This is a genomic window from Aeromonas sp. sif0611, from assembly GCF_019218845.1.
In the GTDB taxonomy this organism is placed as follows: Bacteria; Pseudomonadota; Gammaproteobacteria; order Enterobacterales; family Aeromonadaceae; genus Aeromonas; species Aeromonas media.
The window spans coordinates 173,658-188,980 of sequence record NZ_JAHUWU010000003.1 but is presented as its reverse complement, the minus strand read 5'-3'; the positions used below and the strand labels follow the sequence as shown (position 1 = coordinate 188,980).

Here is a 15,323-nt window from a genome sequence, read left to right as displayed (position 1 = left end):
CTCACTCTCTGCCCTGCTGATACTGGCGGATGGCCGCCCTGGCATTGAACAGCATGCGGCTCTCCCCGAGCTGACTGGCCAACCCGCTGCGACGCACGTTCTCGAGCACCCCGGGATTGAGCCCGGCCAGCCAGAGGGTGACCCCCCTGGCGCGCGCCTGCTGCTCCCCCTCCATCAACATCATCAGGGCCGAGTACTCCACGTCCTGCACCCGGCTCATGTCCAGCACCACCACCTCGGGCTGGTGAGTCTCGATAAGCTCGCGGATCTGGGCGGCCACATGCTGCACATTGATGAAGAAGAGGCGCCCCTCCGGGCGCAGGATCAACAGGCCGGGGACCGTCTCGTCATCGGGATGACGCGCGGCCAGCGGTCGCAGCACATCTTCCCCGGGTTTTCGGCCAATCACATAGACGGGTGGCTGCGCCGTCTGGCTGGCCAGCCCCAGCAAGGAGGCCAGGATGGCGACCACTATCCCCTCCAGGGTGCCGAACAGCAGCACCCCCAGACAGGCGATGGCGGCCCAGCGAAACTCCATCATGCGAATCTGCCCTATCTTGCGAAACTCCCCCGGCTGGATGAGCCCCACCGAATAGACGATGACCACCACCGCCAGGGTGGCGCTCGGCAGCCAGGAGAGCAGCGGGGCGAGGAAGATCATGGTGGCCAGCGCCATGGCGGCGGTGACCGCAGAGGCCCACTGGCTGACGCCCCCGACGGAGCGCACCACCGCTGTCTGGGAGGTCCCCCCCCCTGCCGGCATGCTGCCGCAGAAGGCTCCCCCCAGGTTGGCCAGCCCGGTGGCCACCAGCTCGCGGTTCGGATTGATCTCCGGCTCTTCCTTCCCCACAAAGGCCCGGCCTGCGGCTATGGTCTCGGTGAAGCTCATCAGCGCGATGCCCGCCGCCCCCGGCAGCAGTTGCAACACCAGGGTCAGATCCGGCATCGTCAGGCCGGGCAAGCCGGTGGGAATGCTCCCGACGATGGCGACCCCCGCCTCGTTCAGGCCAAAGCCCCACACCAGCGCGATGCCGATGCCCACCCCCAGCAAGGGGGCGGGAGAATGGGGAAAGCGCCACTCCATGAACACCAGCACCACCAGGGTGACGAGAGCGACTCCCAGGGTCAGCCAGGAGGTCTGGGGCAGCGCCAGCCCCAGGTGATAGAGATCCAGAAAGAAGTTCTCCTTCTGGATGTGCACACCGAACAGCTTGGGCAGCTGATCGAGGATGATCACCAGCCCGATGCCGCTCTTGAACCCCACCAGCACCGGCAGGGAGATGAAGTTCGCCACGAAGCCGAGGCGCAGCACCGCCGCCAGCATCAGCATGGCCCCCACCAGCAGGGTCAGGGTGGCCGTCACCGTGATCAGCCGACCGGGGTCCCCATCCGGCACCACCAGTCCGAGCTGGGTCGCAGTCAGGATCGCCAGGGTACTGGTGGAGCTGACACTGAGCACTCGGGAGGAGCCCAACAGGGCGTAAAGCACCATGGGCACAAACGCGGTATAGAGGCCGATAGCCACCGGCAGACCGGCCACGCTGGCGTAAGCCATGGCCTTGGGCAACACGACCGCCGCCGCGGTGACGCCGGCCAGCAGATCGGACAGGGAGCGCCTTGGCGCCAACGCGGGTGATGACATCTTGTCCTCCATGATCACGGGTCTGGCCGGGCGCCGGTGGGCATGACTCTCAAACGAGTTCATGCTCGGCAGTTCGGTGCGACATCCTCCGCCCCTTGCACCCTCAGGATGCAGGCACGGTTACAGAGAGAAGTGTATGCGCCAGCCCGACGCAGAGGCTTGTTGTTTCTCACGTTTTGCCATCTCGCTCCCCTATACTTCAGCGACGTTGCGCCGCTGGCCAGCCCCCTTTCCAAGAGGAGATCCTCCTTGTTGCGACTGCTTGCACTGCTGCTTGTCTGCCTGGTGGCCCAGGTCCGGGCGCTGACACTGACTCCCCTGGTGGAGGGTCTCAATCATCCCTGGGGGCTGGTCTTGCTGTCGGATGGCGGCTATCTGATTGGCGAGCGCCCTGGCCGCTTGCTGCACATCGACGCCGCGGGCAAACGTCACCTCATCTCGGGCCTGCCGCCCCTCGCCGCCACGGGCCAGGGAGGCCTGCTCGATCTCGCCCTGGACGGCGATGGTTGGCTCTATCTCAGTTACAGCGAGCCGGGGGACGGCGGGGCCGGCACCGCCGTGGCCCGGGCCCGGCTGCAAAAGGAGACCCTCATCGACTGGCAACTGCTGTTTCGCCAAGAGCCCAAGGTGGCCGGCGGCGCCCATTTCGGGTCGCGTCTGGTACTGACCGAGGACGGCTATCTCTTCATCACCCTCGGCGATCGTTACAGCGAGCGGGAGCGGGCCCAGACGCTCGACAACCACCTCGGCAAGACGGTGCGCCTGCACAAGGATGGCCGGGTGCCCGCCGACAACCCCTTCGTCAAGACGGCGGGTGCCCTGCCGGAGATCTGGAGCCTGGGCCATCGCAACATGCAGGGGGCCGCCCTGCGTCCCGGCAGCCAGCAGTTCTGGGCCCACGAGCACGGCCCCCAGGGCGGGGACGAGGTCAACCTCATCCTGCCTGGCCACAACTACGGTTGGCCCAAAGTGACCTTCGGCGAGGAGTACGGTGGCGGCAAGATTGGCCTGGGCCAGAGCGCGCCCGGCATAACGCCGCCGCGCTGGATCTGGGTGCCCTCCATCGCCCCCTCGGGCATGACCTTCTATCAGGGGGAACTGTTCAAGGAGTGGCGGGGGGATCTGCTGGTCGGCGCCCTGCGCGGCCAGGCCCTGTTGCGCCTGCACCTCGACGGAGACAAGATAATGTCGGCAGAGCGGCTGCTGACCGACCTCGGGGAGCGGATCCGTACCGTCAAGGAGGGCCCCGATGGTGCCCTCTACCTGTTGACGGATTCAGGCCAGGGGCGCCTGCTCAAACTGACCCCATAAGATGCAAGGAGGAAGCATGAACAAGTATCGAACCCTGCTGGTGCTCTGTGCCAGCCTCTGGTTGCTGGGCTGCAACACCATCCACGGGGTGGGGCGGGATATAGAGAAGGCGGGCGAGGTGATCCAGGGCTCTGCCAACCTGACGAGCGAGCCTCAGGCCGGCAAAGAGTGACAACCTAAGGCTCACACAGTCACTCGACACCGGAGGCCAGGCTGGCGAGCTGCGCCATGGTCACCCTGACCCCGTGCTGCGCCAGCGCCTCGCGGGCGCTCTGGGGCAGCTGCTCGTCGGTGATCACCTGATCGATCGCATCCCAGCCCACCACGTTGAAGGTGCCGACCTTGCCGTATTTGGACGAGTCGCAGATGAGGATGCGGCTCGCCGCCGACTCCACCACGGCCCGCTTCACCGGTACCTTCTGCTCGCTCGGGGTGGAGATCCCCTGTCCATCCCAGGAGGAGGCGGACAGGAAGGCTACGTCCAGATGGAGGTTGCGCAGGAAGTGGGCGGTGGCCTCCCCGGCGCAGGACTGGTTCTCGCGAATGACCTGGCCCCCGGTGTGATAGAGACGGCAGCGGCCGTGCTCGATAAGGTAGGCACAGACCATGAAGTCGTTGGTCACTATCATCAAGTCTTCCCGCAGCGCCAGCTCCCGGGCCAGCTCCAGGGAGGTGGTGCCGGCGTCCAGATAGACGGTACTGCCCTCTGCCACCTGGGCGGCGGCGAGCCGGGCGATGGCCAGCTTGGCCCCCTGCATCAGGCTGCGCTTGGTGGCGTGGGAGGGCTCGCTCTTGATCCGCTGGGAGAGACTGACTCCGCCGGATACCGAGAGCACCCGCCCCTGCTCCTCCAGTTTCTGGATGTCGCGTCTGATGGTCATGTGGGAGACCTGCAACCAGTCGGTCAGCTCCACTATGCTGACCACGCCGCGCTCTGCCAGCAGTTGCAGGATACGTTGCTGTCGCTCTACGGGAATCATCTTGGCTCACCCCTCAGGGAAAAGAGGCGCCATTCTACCCCAGCGACCTGGGAAAAAATGATAAATAACCTCGAAGGGGCTCACAAATCACATTTATTCACACAAAAAACGCCAAAAATTGACTCGAAAGAATCTCAAGCCTCATAAATAACAAAAATTAACACTTAATAAGTTATTTTTTGTGACACCTGCCTGATATTTCACCGTCACAAGCCTCTACTATCTGCTCATCAGTCGTTATCGAGGAATCACGAGATGAGCACTTCCTATCATGTTGCTGTCATCGGCCTGGGGGCCATGGGCATGGGTGCCGCCCGCTCCTGCCTGCGGGCCGGGCTCACCACCTACGGCATCGATCTCAGCGAGCAGGCCCGCAGCCAGTTGCAGCAGGCCGGAGCCGCCGCCGTCATGGCCGATGCCAGGCCTCTGGCCGAGACGCTCGATGCTGTGTTGTTGCTGGTGGTCAACGCCACCCAGGTGCGCCGCATCCTGCTCGGCGAAGAGGGGCTGGCCCGCCACCTCAAACCGGGCACCGCCATCATGGTCTCTTCCACCATAGCGGCCGAGGAGGCGAGCACCCTGGCCGCCGAGCTGGCACAGCTGGGGCTGCCGATGCTGGATGCGCCTGTCTCCGGTGGCGCCATCAAGGCCGACGCGGGCGAGATGACGGTGATGGCCGCAGGATCAGACGCCGCCTTCGACAAGCTGGCCCCTGTGCTGGATGCGGTGGCAGGCAAGCTCTACCGGGTCGGCAGCGAACCGGGCCAGGGCAGCACCGTCAAGATCATCCACCAGCTGCTGGCCGGGGTGCACATCGCCGTTGCCGCCGAAGCCATGGCGCTGGCCAGTCGGGCCGGCGTGTCGCTGGATCTCATGTATGACGTGGTCACCCATGCCGCCGGCAACTCCTGGATGTTTGAAAACCGCATGCCCCGGGTGCTGACCGGCGACTACCAGGCCCGCTCCGCGGTGGACATCTTCGTCAAGGATCTCACCCTGGTGGCGGACACCGCCAAGGCGCTGCGCTTCCCGTTGCCGCTCGCGAGCACGGCGCTGAACATGTTCCTCGGCGCCAGCAATGCAGGGCACGGCCAGGAAGATGACAGCGCCGTCATCAAGATCTTCTCCGGCATCCAGCTGCCGGGTCAGGAGGATCAAGCATGAAACTCGGTGTCATCGCAGACGACTTCACCGGCGCCACCGACATCGCCGGCTTCCTGGTGGAGAACGGCCTCTCCACCCTGCAACTCGCCGGCGTGCCGGAGCATGACGGGGATCTGCCCCAGGTCGATGCCGTGGTGATCAGCCTCAAGAGCCGCTCCTGCTCCGCCGATGAGGCGGTGCGCGACTCCCTGGCGGCCCTGGCCTGGCTCAAGGCCCGCGGCTGCCCGCGCATCTACCAGAAATACTGCTCCACCTTCGACAGCACGGCGGCGGGCAACATAGGCCCGGTCACCGACGCTCTGCTGGCGGCGCTTGGCCACGACTTCACCCTGATCTGCCCGGCCCTGCCGGTCAACGGTCGCACCGTCTATCAGGGCAACCTCTTCGTCGGCGCCCAGCCGCTGGCCGAGTCCGGCATGCGCCATCACCCCATCACCCCCATGACCGACAGCAACCTGCTGCGGCTGATGGAGGGGCAGGCCCAGGGCCGCGCCGGTCTGGTGCCGTTCAATACCATCGCACAGGGTCCCGGCGCCATTGCCGACGCCTTCGAGCAGCTAACACAAGCTGGTGTGCGCTACGCCGTGGTCGACACCCTGACCGAGCAGCACCTGCTGGACATCGCCACCGCCGCCCTCGACATGCCCCTGGTGACAGGTGGCTCCGGCCTCGCCATCGGCCTGGCCCGCCAGCTTGGCAGCGGCGATCTGCAAGGTGCCCGCGAGGCTGGCTGGCCCAGAGGCACCCGCGCCGTGGTGCTGTCGGGCTCCTGCTCCGAGATGACCAACCGCCAGGTGGCCCGCTATCGCCAGTACGCCCCCGCGCTGGCGCTGGACGTGGTGCGCTGCCTCGAGGATGCCGACTACCCGGCCGAACTGGCGCGCTGGGTACTGGCCCAGTCCCTCACTCCGGCACCGCTGGTCTACGCCACCACCAGCCCGGTGGAGCTGGCCCGCATTCAGGAGACCCACGGCCAGCAGGCAGCCAGCGACGCGGTGGAGCACTGCTTTGCCCGCCTCGCCCAACTGCTGCAAGACGCAGGCGTGGACCGTTTCATCATCGCCGGTGGCGAGACCTCGAGCCGGGTCACCCAGGCCCTCGGCGTCAAGGCGTTCCACATAGGCCCGCAAATCGCCCCCGGTGTGCCCTGGGTACGGGCCATCGACGCCCCGCTGTCGCTGGCCCTCAAGTCCGGCAATTTCGGGAGCGACGACTTCTTCGACAAGGCTCAGGAGTACTTCCATGACTGAACAGGCACTGCGCGACACCATGGTGATGCTGGGGGCCTCCCTCTTCCAGCGCGGCTATGCCACCGGGGGCGCTGGCAACCTCTCCGCCCTGCTGCCGGACGGCACCCTGATCGCCACCCCGACCGGCTCCTGCCTGGGACGTCTGAGCGCCGACAGGCTCTCTCACGTCAACCTGCAGGGGGAACACCTGGGGGGTGACCGCCCCTCCAAGGAGGTGGCCTTCCACCTCGCCATCTATCACAACAATCCGGACTGCCGGGCCGTGGTGCACCTGCACTGCACTTACCTGACCGCCCTCTCCTGCCTGGAGGGGCTGGATCCGGCCAACGTCATCCGCCCCTTCACTCCCTACTACGTGATGCGGGTCGGCCAGTTGCCGCTCATCCCCTACTACAAGCCGGGGGATGCCCGCATCGCCGAAGAGCTGGGGCGCCGCGCCCCCGAGGGCAACGCCTTCCTGCTCGCCAACCACGGTCCCGTGGTGACGGGCAAGGATCTGGTGGATGCGGTCAACAACATGGAGGAGCTGGAGGAGACGGCCCGCCTGGCACTGATGCTCCATGGCCAGTCCATCCGCTACCTGAGTGAACCCGAGATCACCGAATTGAGGAGCCTGAAGCCATGAGCCAATCCTGGTCCGCCTCTCTGACCCGATACGAACACAACGCATTGAGGAGCATCACGCCATGAGCAAGTTTGCCGCCAATCTCACCATGCTGTTTACCGAGGTGCCGTTCCTGGAGCGCTTCGCCGCCGCCCGCGAGGCAGGCTTCGAGGCGGTGGAGTTCCTGTTCCCCTACGAGTGGCCGGCCGCCGAGCTGGGCCGCCTGCTGCGCGAACACGGCCTCTCCCAGGCTCTGTTCAACATGCCGCCGGGCAACTGGGGGGCGGGGGAGCGCGGCATGGCCGCCATCCCGGGGCGGGAGGCGGAGTTTCGCGCCCACCTGCCAAGCGTGCGTGACTACGCCCTGGCGCTGGGCTGCACCAAGGTGCACGCCATGAGCGGCATAGTCGACCCGGCACACAGCCTGGCGGCCCACCGCCAGACCCTGATCGAAAACATCCGCTTCGCTGCCGACTTCCTGGCCGCAGACGGCATCAAGGTGCTGCTTGAGCCTCTCAACGATCGGGACGTGCCCGGCTACTTCCTGGCTCACCAGCTCGACGCCCTGGCCCTGGTGCAGGAGATAGACAGACCCAACGTGGGGGTGCAGCTCGACCTCTACCACGCCCAGATCATGGACGGGGATCTCACCCGTCTCATCGGCAAGCTGGGTTCGGCCATCGGCCACGTCCAGATAGCCTCGGTACCGGATCGCCACGAGCCGGACGAGGGGGAGATCGCCTACCCCCACCTGTTCAAGGTGCTGGCGCAGGCGGGCTACCACGACTGGATTGGCTGCGAATACAACCCCAGAGCCGGCACCCGGGAAGGGCTGGGCTGGCTGACACAACAATAAGAAACACAACCTACACATGAACGAGTCTGAGGATAACGAGATGCAAATCATCATCACCGGCGGCGGTGGCTTCCTGGGCCAGAAACTGGCCCGGGCCCTGCTGCAAGGCCCCCACCCCTTCACCGAGCTGCTGCTGGTGGACATCCAGCAGCCGCAATCCCCCCTGCCGGATCCCAGGGTGCGCTGCCTGAAGGCCGACCTCACCGAAACCGGTGTCGCCGAGTCCCTGATCAGCGAACGGACCACAGTTGTCTACCACCTGGCAGCCATCGTCAGCAGCCACGCAGAGCAGGACTTCGATCTGGGCTGGAAGGTCAATCTGGACACCACCCGCACCCTGCTGGAGGCGTGCCGCCACACCCGCCCCGGTATCCGCTTCGTCTTCACCAGTTCGCTCGCCGTCTATGGCGGCCCGCTGCCGGAGCTGGTGAACGATGGCACCGCGCTCACCCCGACCTCCTCCTATGGCGCCCAGAAGGCCATGGGGGAGCTCTTGGTCAACGACTACAGCCGCAAGGGCTATGTGGATGGCCTGGTGCTGCGCCTGCCCACCATCTGCGTGCGGCCGGGCAAGCCAAACCGTGCCGCCTCGTCGTTCGTCAGCAGCATCATCCGCGAGCCGCTGCAGGGTGAGAACGCCCTCTGCCCGGTGAGCCCGGAACTGCGTCTCTGGCTCTCGAGCCCCGCCACCGTAGTCGCGAACTTCCTGCTGGCGGCCAGGCTCCCCGCCACCGGTGACGCCCGCAGCATCAACCTGCCCGGCATCAGCGTCACCGTCGGCGAGATGCTGGAGGCCCTCGCCCGGGCCGGTGGTCAGGCGGCCCGGGATCGGGTGCAGTTTGCCGCCGAACCCGCCATAGAGCGCATAGTCGCGAGCTGGCCGGGACGCATCGACAACCAGCGGGCCAGCGCCCTCGGCTTCGCGGCAGACAGGACGTTTGCCGACATCATCGACAGTTTCATCACCCATGACATGCAGGAGGCATCATGAGCGACATCCCTACCCCCATCATCGGCCTGGTCATCGCCGTCTTCGTACTGGTATTCCTGGTGGTCCGCACCCGGGTGCACGCCCTGATCGCCATGCTGGCGGCGGCCTGCATCGCCGGCATCACCGGCGGCATGAGCATCGACAAGACCCTCACCGTCATCACGCAAGGCTTTGGCTCCACCCTCGGCAGCATCGGCATCGTCATCGGCCTCGGGGTCATGATGGGTCGCCTGCTTGAGGTCTCCGGCGCCGCCGAACAGATCGCCTACAGCTTCATCAAGTGGCTCGGCAAGCGCCGCGAGGAGTGGGCACTGGCCATCACGGGCTACATCGTCAGCATCCCCATCTTCGTGGATTCCGCCTTCGTCATCCTCTATCCGGTGGCCAAGGCGCTGGCGAAAAGCGGCAAGCGCTCCCTGCTGACCCTGGGGGTCGCGCTGGCGGGGGGCCTGGTGGTCACCCACCATACGGTGCCGCCGACCCCGGGGCCGCTCGGTGTTGCCGGTCTGTTTGGCGTGGACATAGGCGCCATGCTGCTGATGGGCATGGCCCTGGCCATCCCCTGCGTGCTCGGCATCGTCTTCTACGCCCAGTGGCTCGACAAGAAGTACCCCGAGTTCGGCGCGAACGCTGCCCAGACCCCGGACGAGCTGCAAGCTACCTATGAGCAGTACCTCAAGGAGAAGGAGGGCAAGACCCTGCCGAGCCTGACCCTGTCGCTGCTGCCGATCCTGGTACCCATAGTGCTTATCTTCGTCAAGGCCATCTTCACCACCCTCGCCACCCTGGAGGGGATGGACGGCCTGATGGCGAACCCCCTGGTGCAGGGCATCAACTTCATCGGCACCCCCATCATAGCGCTCGCCATCAGCGTGCTGCTGGCGGTCTATACGCTGGTGCCACACATGGACAGACACGCCACCGCCGCTCGCCTCGAAGAGGGGCTGCAATCGGCCGGCATCATACTGCTGGTGACCGGTGCCGGCGGCGCCCTGGGTGCCGTGCTGCGCGACAGCGGTGCGGGCCAGCAGCTCGCCGAGCAGATAGCCCAGTTGCCCATCTCCCCCATCCTGATCCCCTTCATAGTCGCGACCCTGGTGCGCCTCATCCAGGGCTCAGGCACTGTGGCCATGGTGACGGCGGCCTCCATCTCCGCGCCCATACTGGCGCAGATCCCCGGGGTCAACATGCTGCTGGCGGCTCAGGCTGCCACCATGGGGTCGCTCTTCTTCGGCTACTTCAACGACAGCCTGTTCTGGGTGGTCAACCGCATGATGGGGATCTCGGACGTCAAGCAGCAGATGATCGTCTGGTCCATCCCGACCACCATCGCCTGGGCCATCGGCGGCACCGGCGTCGCCCTGCTGAACCTGGTATTCGGCTCCGGCGGCACCTGGTTCGACCCCGTGCTGCCGCTGCTGGTGCTGGCGCTCATCGTCTGGTACGTCAGGGGCCAGTCCCTGGCGCCGGCGGCCAGTGCAGTGCCGAGCCGGGAGTCATAACCCGCAGCGTCATGGCAACGCTGTGTGACGAGGGCCAGTCTGCTAGACTGGCCCTATTTTTTATTCATCTTGCAAAGGAGTGTTGGATGTCTGCTTCTTCCTGGTGGGACAAGTCCACCGGTTTTGCGCTGCTCACCATCTTGCTGTGGGCCTCGCTCGCTGCCCTCACCTCCCGAATCACCAGCGTCTCACCGCTGGTGCTGGTGGGACTGGTGCTCTTCTTCTGTGGCGCAGGCGCCCTGCCGTTCTGGCGCCAGTGGCGCGCCAGCTCCCTCACCTGGCTGGTGACCATCACGGCGCTGTTGCTCTATCACCTGCTGCTGTTCATGAGCTTTCGCCACGCCCCCGTGCTGGAGGCGAACCTCATCAACTACCTCTGGCCCCTGTGCATCATCCTGTTCACCCCATTGCTGCTGCCGGGTCATCCCCTGAGCCTGCATCATCTGCTGGCCGGGGCCCTCGGCCTCGTCGGCTCGGTGCTGGTGATGGTGGACGGCAGCCTGCAACTGCAGCAGGCCCACCTGCCCGGCTACCTGCTGGCGCTCGGCGCCGCCATCGTCTGGGGCGCCTATTCCGTGCTCTCCCGCCGCCTGCCCCCCGCCCCCGCCGTGGTCACGGCGGCCGCCTGCCTGCCCGCCGGGCTGCTGGCGCTGCTGCTTGCCTGGGGGCTGGAGGGGCCGCTGCCCTTCGACCAGATCCCCCAGGCAGACTGGCTGCTCATCGCCGGGCTGGCCCTCGGCCCCATGGGGGCGGCCTTCGTCACCTGGTATCTGGCGCTGCGGGACGGGGATCCGCGCCGCATCGGGGCGCTCGCCTACCTCACCCCCTTGCTGAGCACCCTGCTGCTGGTCTGGCTCAACGGTGAGCAGCTCACCCCGCGCCACCTGCTGGCGGGGGCTCTCATCATGGGCGGAGCCCTGCTCGGTTTGCTGGTGAAAACACCCAAGACTCGGCCAGTGGCAGAGCCACTGTCATAAAAACGCCATCAGGCCTGCTTAAGCTCACGCCCATTGCGTGGTTCAAGCAGGACTCTGATGTGAAAATTGCTCATTATGCCTCCCTCTCCTCCCTCGTACTGCTGCTGGTGGCCGGCGTTCAGGCCACCGCCCTGTTTCACGGCTGGCAGCAGTTCAATCGGGCCGAACAGGCCCAGCGCCAGCAGGAACGCCTGCAACAACAACTGAGCGGCCCCCTGCAGGGGGCGCTTCGCGACTACCTCGGCAGCGGCGATCCCCTGCGCCTGGCCGAAGCCCAGGGAGTGCGCCAGCAGGCGCTCTCGCTGCTGGCGCAGCAAGACGGGTCGCAAACCAGTCCGCTGCGTGCCCTTCTCGAACAGATGGGGGCACGCATCGAGGGGGACTACCTGGCGGCGGGCAAGCTCTCCGGCAACAGCCAGTGGCTGCTGCAAAACGCCGAGAACGAGCTGAGCACCCAGGTCCGGGCGCTATTGCGTTACGGCCAGCAGGGGGCAGATCTGGATCCGGCCAGCGCCGAGGCCTATCGCCAGGGGGCCGCCGACATACTGGCGACCCTGCCCGCCCTCGCCCACCAGCGCCAGAACTACATGGAGCAGGCGAGCGCCAAGCGCCTCGAAGGATTGCAGTTCGAACTCGCTGCCCTGCAAAAGCAGGCGGACGCGCTGACGGCCCTGCCGAGTCTGAACCTCTTCGAGGAGACCGCCGCCGATGAGTTCACCCTGGGAGAGCCGATGCGCAAGGAGCTCGGGGAGCTGCCCAAAGCCGAACTGGCCTCCCTGCTAAAACGCTATCCCATGGAGCTCGAGAACAGCCGCAAGACGCTGCAACAGCAGCAGGCCGCGCGCCAGATGGTGCAGCAGGACATCGCGCAGCTGCTGCAGGCCGGCGAGCAACTGGGGGAACGGCTAACCGCCGCTCGTCAGGCCATGAACCGGGAGCTCGCCACCGTGCTCGGCTCCCTGGCGCTCTGCCTGGTGGTGGTCGCCCTGCTGTTTGCCCTGGTGCAGCGCCGCTGGCTGGTCAGGCCCCTGCTGCGACTGCGGGCGGCCTTCCTGCAGCTCGATGCCACGGGTCAGGCGCAGTTGCTGGCAACGGGGCGCGAGCGCAACGAGCTGGCCGACATAGTCGCGAGCTACAACCGCCTGATCCAGCGCCTGCAACAGGATCAACAGCAGAAGGCGGGGCAGCTCTCGAGCGTCTCTTCCAGCCTGCAGGAGATGGTGGAGCAGGTGCAGGAGATCCACCACAGCACCCGCACCACCGAGCAGGCGGTGGATGAGAGCGACACCATGATGCAGGAGCTCAATCAACTTGCCGGCGAGGTACACCAGGTCGCCGCCGAGATAGCGGAGCACGCCCAGCACAACGAGCACTCCATGAGCCAGAGCGAGCTGCTGGTGGGGGGCATGCTGGCGGCCACCGCCCAGACGGGGCTCGCCATCGACGAGAGCAGCGGCGCCCTGGCCCAGCTGACCCGCTCGGTGGAAGATGTGACCGCCATCGTCGACGTCATTGGCCATATCTCCCAGCAGACCAACCTGCTGGCGCTCAACGCCGCCATAGAAGCGGCCCGTGCCGGTGAGCAGGGACGCGGCTTCGCGGTGGTCGCCGACGAGGTGCGCCACCTCTCCGCCGACACCCAGCGCTCCCTCGGCCAGATCACCGAGATCCTGGCGAGCCTCACCCAGGCGGGGGATCAGCTCGCCACCGTGCTGGCCCGCATCACCGCAGAGGCCGCCGCTCAGCGCCAGCAGGCCGAGCAGTTGCGCCAGACCACCCAGACGGTGCGGGAGATGGCGCGCAGCACCGCCGTCATCGCCCTGCAGGGGGCCGACAACGCCAGGAGCCAGGAGCACAGGCTCGCCAGCTTCGCCGCCCTCATCGGCCGCATCAGCCAGCACGCCCGCCAAGGCAGCCGCCTCTCGGTGCAGGTATCGGAGCACATCCACCACCAGGCTCAGCAGATCCCCCGGATCCTGAGTCAGGCCTGAGTCGCCCTCCCCCTATCGGGCCGGGCCCCCCTTGAGGCGCCCGGCCTGTTCCCTGATATGCCCGCACCCGGTTAACCCCCTCCGTCCCTCGCGCCCATGACCCCTCGGGGGAGCCTGCTCCACGCGCCGAGCAGGAGACACAACCCCGACAAGGATGAATATCTTTTTTTGTGACACAAAATTATATGTTGCCGCCAGGTTAACAAAGAAAGTTCTGCATCCGCGCCCAGATCCCTTCCGGTTAACGGAAAAAACCACCTGAAAACGCTCTCATTACCGACACGAGCGGGCTGGGAGTGCCCACACCAAGAATCATGATTATTTGCACTCGGTCATATTTTTGAAACTTGGCGGGAACTTCATGTTGATATTTCGCACCGCGAACGTACTCTTGGTGGTGTCAGATCGCCAAGGATCGAGACCTAAAAAATAATGACTGTAAAGATGCAGATTGCCCTTCGTTGATGCGCCAAGGCATCCGGGCATATGGGCACAACACAGAACAATTTCTTTTGCCCTACGGGGTGTTGATTGCAATGCCAATACCGAGTGGCGGGCGCCTGCCCGACTGCCGGAAAAAAAGCTAAGTCCATAAAATCAGGAGCAATAACAAATGGAAAAAGTGATCTTCAAGCGCGCCTCTTTGAGTGCCGCCGTGGTTGCGGCGCTGCTCGCCCCCGGCATGGCATCCGCGGCTCAAGACATGATGAGCCCGGACTACGGCAAGTCCTACAGCGCCTTCATCGACGAAGGCAAGCTGACAGGCGGCCTGTTCTACTTCCAGCGCGAGCGTGATCGCGTCCAGGCCGGTCCGGGTCAGGACGGCAAATACCACTCCAACCTGAGCCATGCCACCACTCAGGCAGCCCTGAACTACAACTCCGGTTATGCCTGGGGCATGGTCGGACTGGATGTCGGCGGCTTTGGCGCCTACGACCTGGCCGTTGACGAGAGCAACGGGGTCAACGAAGAGAACGAGTTCTCCTTCTGGGGCGACCAGTGGGGTTCAGGTGGTGACGGTGTTCCCGAGAATGGCTTCAGCCTCTCCACCGCCGCCCTGAAATTCAAGTTCGGTGACGCTGTCACCGCCAAGGGTGGTTACACCCAGCTCTATGTACCCGGCATCCTCGGCGTCAACTGGTCCTATCAACCCGGTACCTACCGCGGTGGCCAGATCGAAGGCACCTTCGGTGGCCTCTACCTGACCTACGCCATCGCCGACGAGTACAAGGCGCCCTGGTTCAAGAACACCGCCGGCTTCTCCAAGAGCAGCCCCTATGCCAGCGATCCCTTCACCGATGCGAACAAGATCGACTACATCCACGGTCTGGCAGCCCGTTACACCTTCGAGAACGGCACCGCCATCACAGGTGGCTTCGGTCAGTCCGAAGGCTACATGGACAGCTACCACTTCAAGCTGGCTCACAAGTTTGACGTGCTGGGTGGCCTGAACACCAGCTACCAGTTCTACGGTTCCGACACCGAGAACGAAGACTATGACGGTCTGGCATGGCAACAGGCCCTGACCGCCAGCTGGGCAGCCGGTCCCTATGCCTTCCGCCTGGAAGGCCTCTACACCAAGGCTGAAGGGGATCTGGGCAACTACCTGCCCCGTCTGACCCGTGGCTACGGCAACTCCCAGGGTGCGAACGAGATCTGGTGGGATTCCCGCTCAGACTGGAACCACAACGAAGAGAAGGCCGTCTTCTTCGGTACCACACGTACCCTGGATGACCTGGTCGGTGCTCCGGGTTGGGCCGCCGGTGTCTCCGGTGCCTACGGTTGGGATGCCAACAATGGCGACGGCACCCTGGAGCCGGGCAAAGAGTGGGCCGTCAACTTCGACGTCATGTACACGGTGCAGGACGGCAAGCTGAAGGGCACCCTGTTCAAACTGCACTACACCGATTACAACAACGAGCAGGACGACAAGGGCAGCTGGTACTACCCGAACATGTTCAGCTCCGAGCATGACGTCAAGTTCCACATCATCATGCCGTTCACCATCATGTAATCAGGCATCTGTTCTGATCGAAAACCGGGCCACGTGGCCCG

Annotated in this window: 13 protein-coding genes; 11 read left to right on the top strand and 2 right to left on the bottom strand. The window is 65.3% G+C overall.

Annotated features, from left to right (window positions below):
- Position 1 precedes the first annotated feature (1 nt).
- Complete coding sequence (locus KW824_RS10040) at positions 2-1,642, bottom strand: SulP family inorganic anion transporter (RefSeq protein ID WP_081934583.1); 1,641 nt, start codon at positions 1,640-1,642, stop codon at positions 2-4.
- 249 nt (positions 1,643-1,891) lie between these two features.
- Between KW824_RS10040 and KW824_RS10035 the strand changes: the two genes are divergently transcribed.
- Both KW824_RS10035 and KW824_RS10030 read left to right on the top strand, forming a co-directional pair.
- The gene (locus KW824_RS10035) at positions 1,892-2,953 is read left to right on the top strand and encodes a PQQ-dependent sugar dehydrogenase (protein WP_182786161.1); all 1,062 of its coding nucleotides are present in this window, start codon (positions 1,892-1,894) and stop codon (positions 2,951-2,953) included.
- Between the two features lie 16 nt (positions 2,954-2,969).
- Positions 2,970-3,125, top strand: a complete 156-nt coding sequence (locus KW824_RS10030; RefSeq protein ID WP_139750889.1) for an entericidin A/B family lipoprotein — start codon at positions 2,970-2,972, stop codon at positions 3,123-3,125.
- A gap of 19 nt (positions 3,126-3,144) precedes the next feature.
- On the opposite strand, the gene KW824_RS10025 is transcribed toward KW824_RS10030, so the two are convergent.
- On the bottom strand, positions 3,145-3,933 hold the full coding sequence (locus tag KW824_RS10025) for a DeoR/GlpR family DNA-binding transcription regulator (RefSeq protein ID WP_218409702.1): 789 nt from the start codon (positions 3,931-3,933) through the stop codon (positions 3,145-3,147).
- A gap of 255 nt (positions 3,934-4,188) precedes the next feature.
- Between KW824_RS10025 and ltnD the strand changes: the two genes are divergently transcribed.
- The 9 genes from ltnD (at position 4,189) to KW824_RS09980 (ending at position 15,282) form a co-directional block, all read left to right on the top strand.
- A complete protein-coding gene (gene ltnD, locus KW824_RS10020; protein ID WP_218409701.1) occupies positions 4,189-5,097 on the top strand; it encodes an L-threonate dehydrogenase in 909 nt (302 codons plus the stop codon).
- Positions 5,094-6,347, top strand: coding sequence for a 3-oxo-tetronate kinase (otnK, locus tag KW824_RS10015; protein ID WP_218409700.1), 1,254 nt, complete (start codon positions 5,094-5,096; stop codon positions 6,345-6,347). Before ltnD ends, otnK begins: the two co-directional genes overlap by 4 nt.
- The gene (locus KW824_RS10010) at positions 6,340-6,972 is read left to right on the top strand and encodes an aldolase (protein WP_005328654.1); all 633 of its coding nucleotides are present in this window, start codon (positions 6,340-6,342) and stop codon (positions 6,970-6,972) included. Before otnK ends, KW824_RS10010 begins: the two co-directional genes overlap by 8 nt.
- A gap of 61 nt (positions 6,973-7,033) precedes the next feature.
- Positions 7,034-7,807, top strand: a complete 774-nt coding sequence (otnI, locus tag KW824_RS10005; RefSeq protein WP_218409699.1) for a 2-oxo-tetronate isomerase — start codon at positions 7,034-7,036, stop codon at positions 7,805-7,807.
- Positions 7,808-7,847: 40 nt separating this feature from the next.
- Complete coding sequence (gene denD, locus KW824_RS10000; protein WP_218409698.1) at positions 7,848-8,798, top strand: D-erythronate dehydrogenase; 951 nt, start codon at positions 7,848-7,850, stop codon at positions 8,796-8,798.
- Complete coding sequence (locus KW824_RS09995) at positions 8,795-10,300, top strand: GntP family permease (protein WP_005328642.1); 1,506 nt, start codon at positions 8,795-8,797, stop codon at positions 10,298-10,300. Before denD ends, KW824_RS09995 begins: the two co-directional genes overlap by 4 nt.
- 86 nt (positions 10,301-10,386) lie before the next feature.
- On the top strand, positions 10,387-11,277 hold the full coding sequence (locus KW824_RS09990; protein ID WP_218409697.1) for a DMT family transporter: 891 nt from the start codon (positions 10,387-10,389) through the stop codon (positions 11,275-11,277).
- A 59-nt stretch (positions 11,278-11,336) separates the two neighbouring features.
- Entirely contained in the window at positions 11,337-13,268 is a 1,932-nt protein-coding gene (locus KW824_RS09985; protein WP_218409696.1) for a methyl-accepting chemotaxis protein, read from the top strand.
- A 613-nt stretch (positions 13,269-13,881) separates the two neighbouring features.
- Entirely contained in the window at positions 13,882-15,282 is a 1,401-nt protein-coding gene (locus KW824_RS09980) for an OprD family outer membrane porin (RefSeq protein WP_218409695.1), read from the top strand.
- The last annotated feature ends 41 nt before the right edge of the window (positions 15,283-15,323 follow it).

Coding starts and splice junctions, on each gene's coding strand:
- ltnD (WP_218409701.1), top strand. CDS start 4,189: ATGAGCACTTCCTATCATGTTGCTGTCATCGGCCTGGGGGCCATGGGC.
- otnI (WP_218409699.1), top strand. CDS start 7,034: ATGAGCAAGTTTGCCGCCAATCTCACCATGCTGTTTACCGAGGTGCCG.
- KW824_RS10040 (WP_081934583.1), bottom strand. CDS start 1,642: ATGTCATCACCCGCGTTGGCGCCAAGGCGCTCCCTGTCCGATCTGCTG.
- otnK (WP_218409700.1), top strand. CDS start 5,094: ATGAAACTCGGTGTCATCGCAGACGACTTCACCGGCGCCACCGACATC.
- KW824_RS10010 (WP_005328654.1), top strand. CDS start 6,340: ATGACTGAACAGGCACTGCGCGACACCATGGTGATGCTGGGGGCCTCC.
- KW824_RS09995 (WP_005328642.1), top strand. CDS start 8,795: ATGAGCGACATCCCTACCCCCATCATCGGCCTGGTCATCGCCGTCTTC.
- KW824_RS10030 (WP_139750889.1), top strand. CDS start 2,970: ATGAACAAGTATCGAACCCTGCTGGTGCTCTGTGCCAGCCTCTGGTTG.
- denD (WP_218409698.1), top strand. CDS start 7,848: ATGCAAATCATCATCACCGGCGGCGGTGGCTTCCTGGGCCAGAAACTG.
- KW824_RS09980 (WP_218409695.1), top strand. CDS start 13,882: ATGGAAAAAGTGATCTTCAAGCGCGCCTCTTTGAGTGCCGCCGTGGTT.
- KW824_RS10025 (WP_218409702.1), bottom strand. CDS start 3,933: ATGATTCCCGTAGAGCGACAGCAACGTATCCTGCAACTGCTGGCAGAG.
- KW824_RS09990 (WP_218409697.1), top strand. CDS start 10,387: ATGTCTGCTTCTTCCTGGTGGGACAAGTCCACCGGTTTTGCGCTGCTC.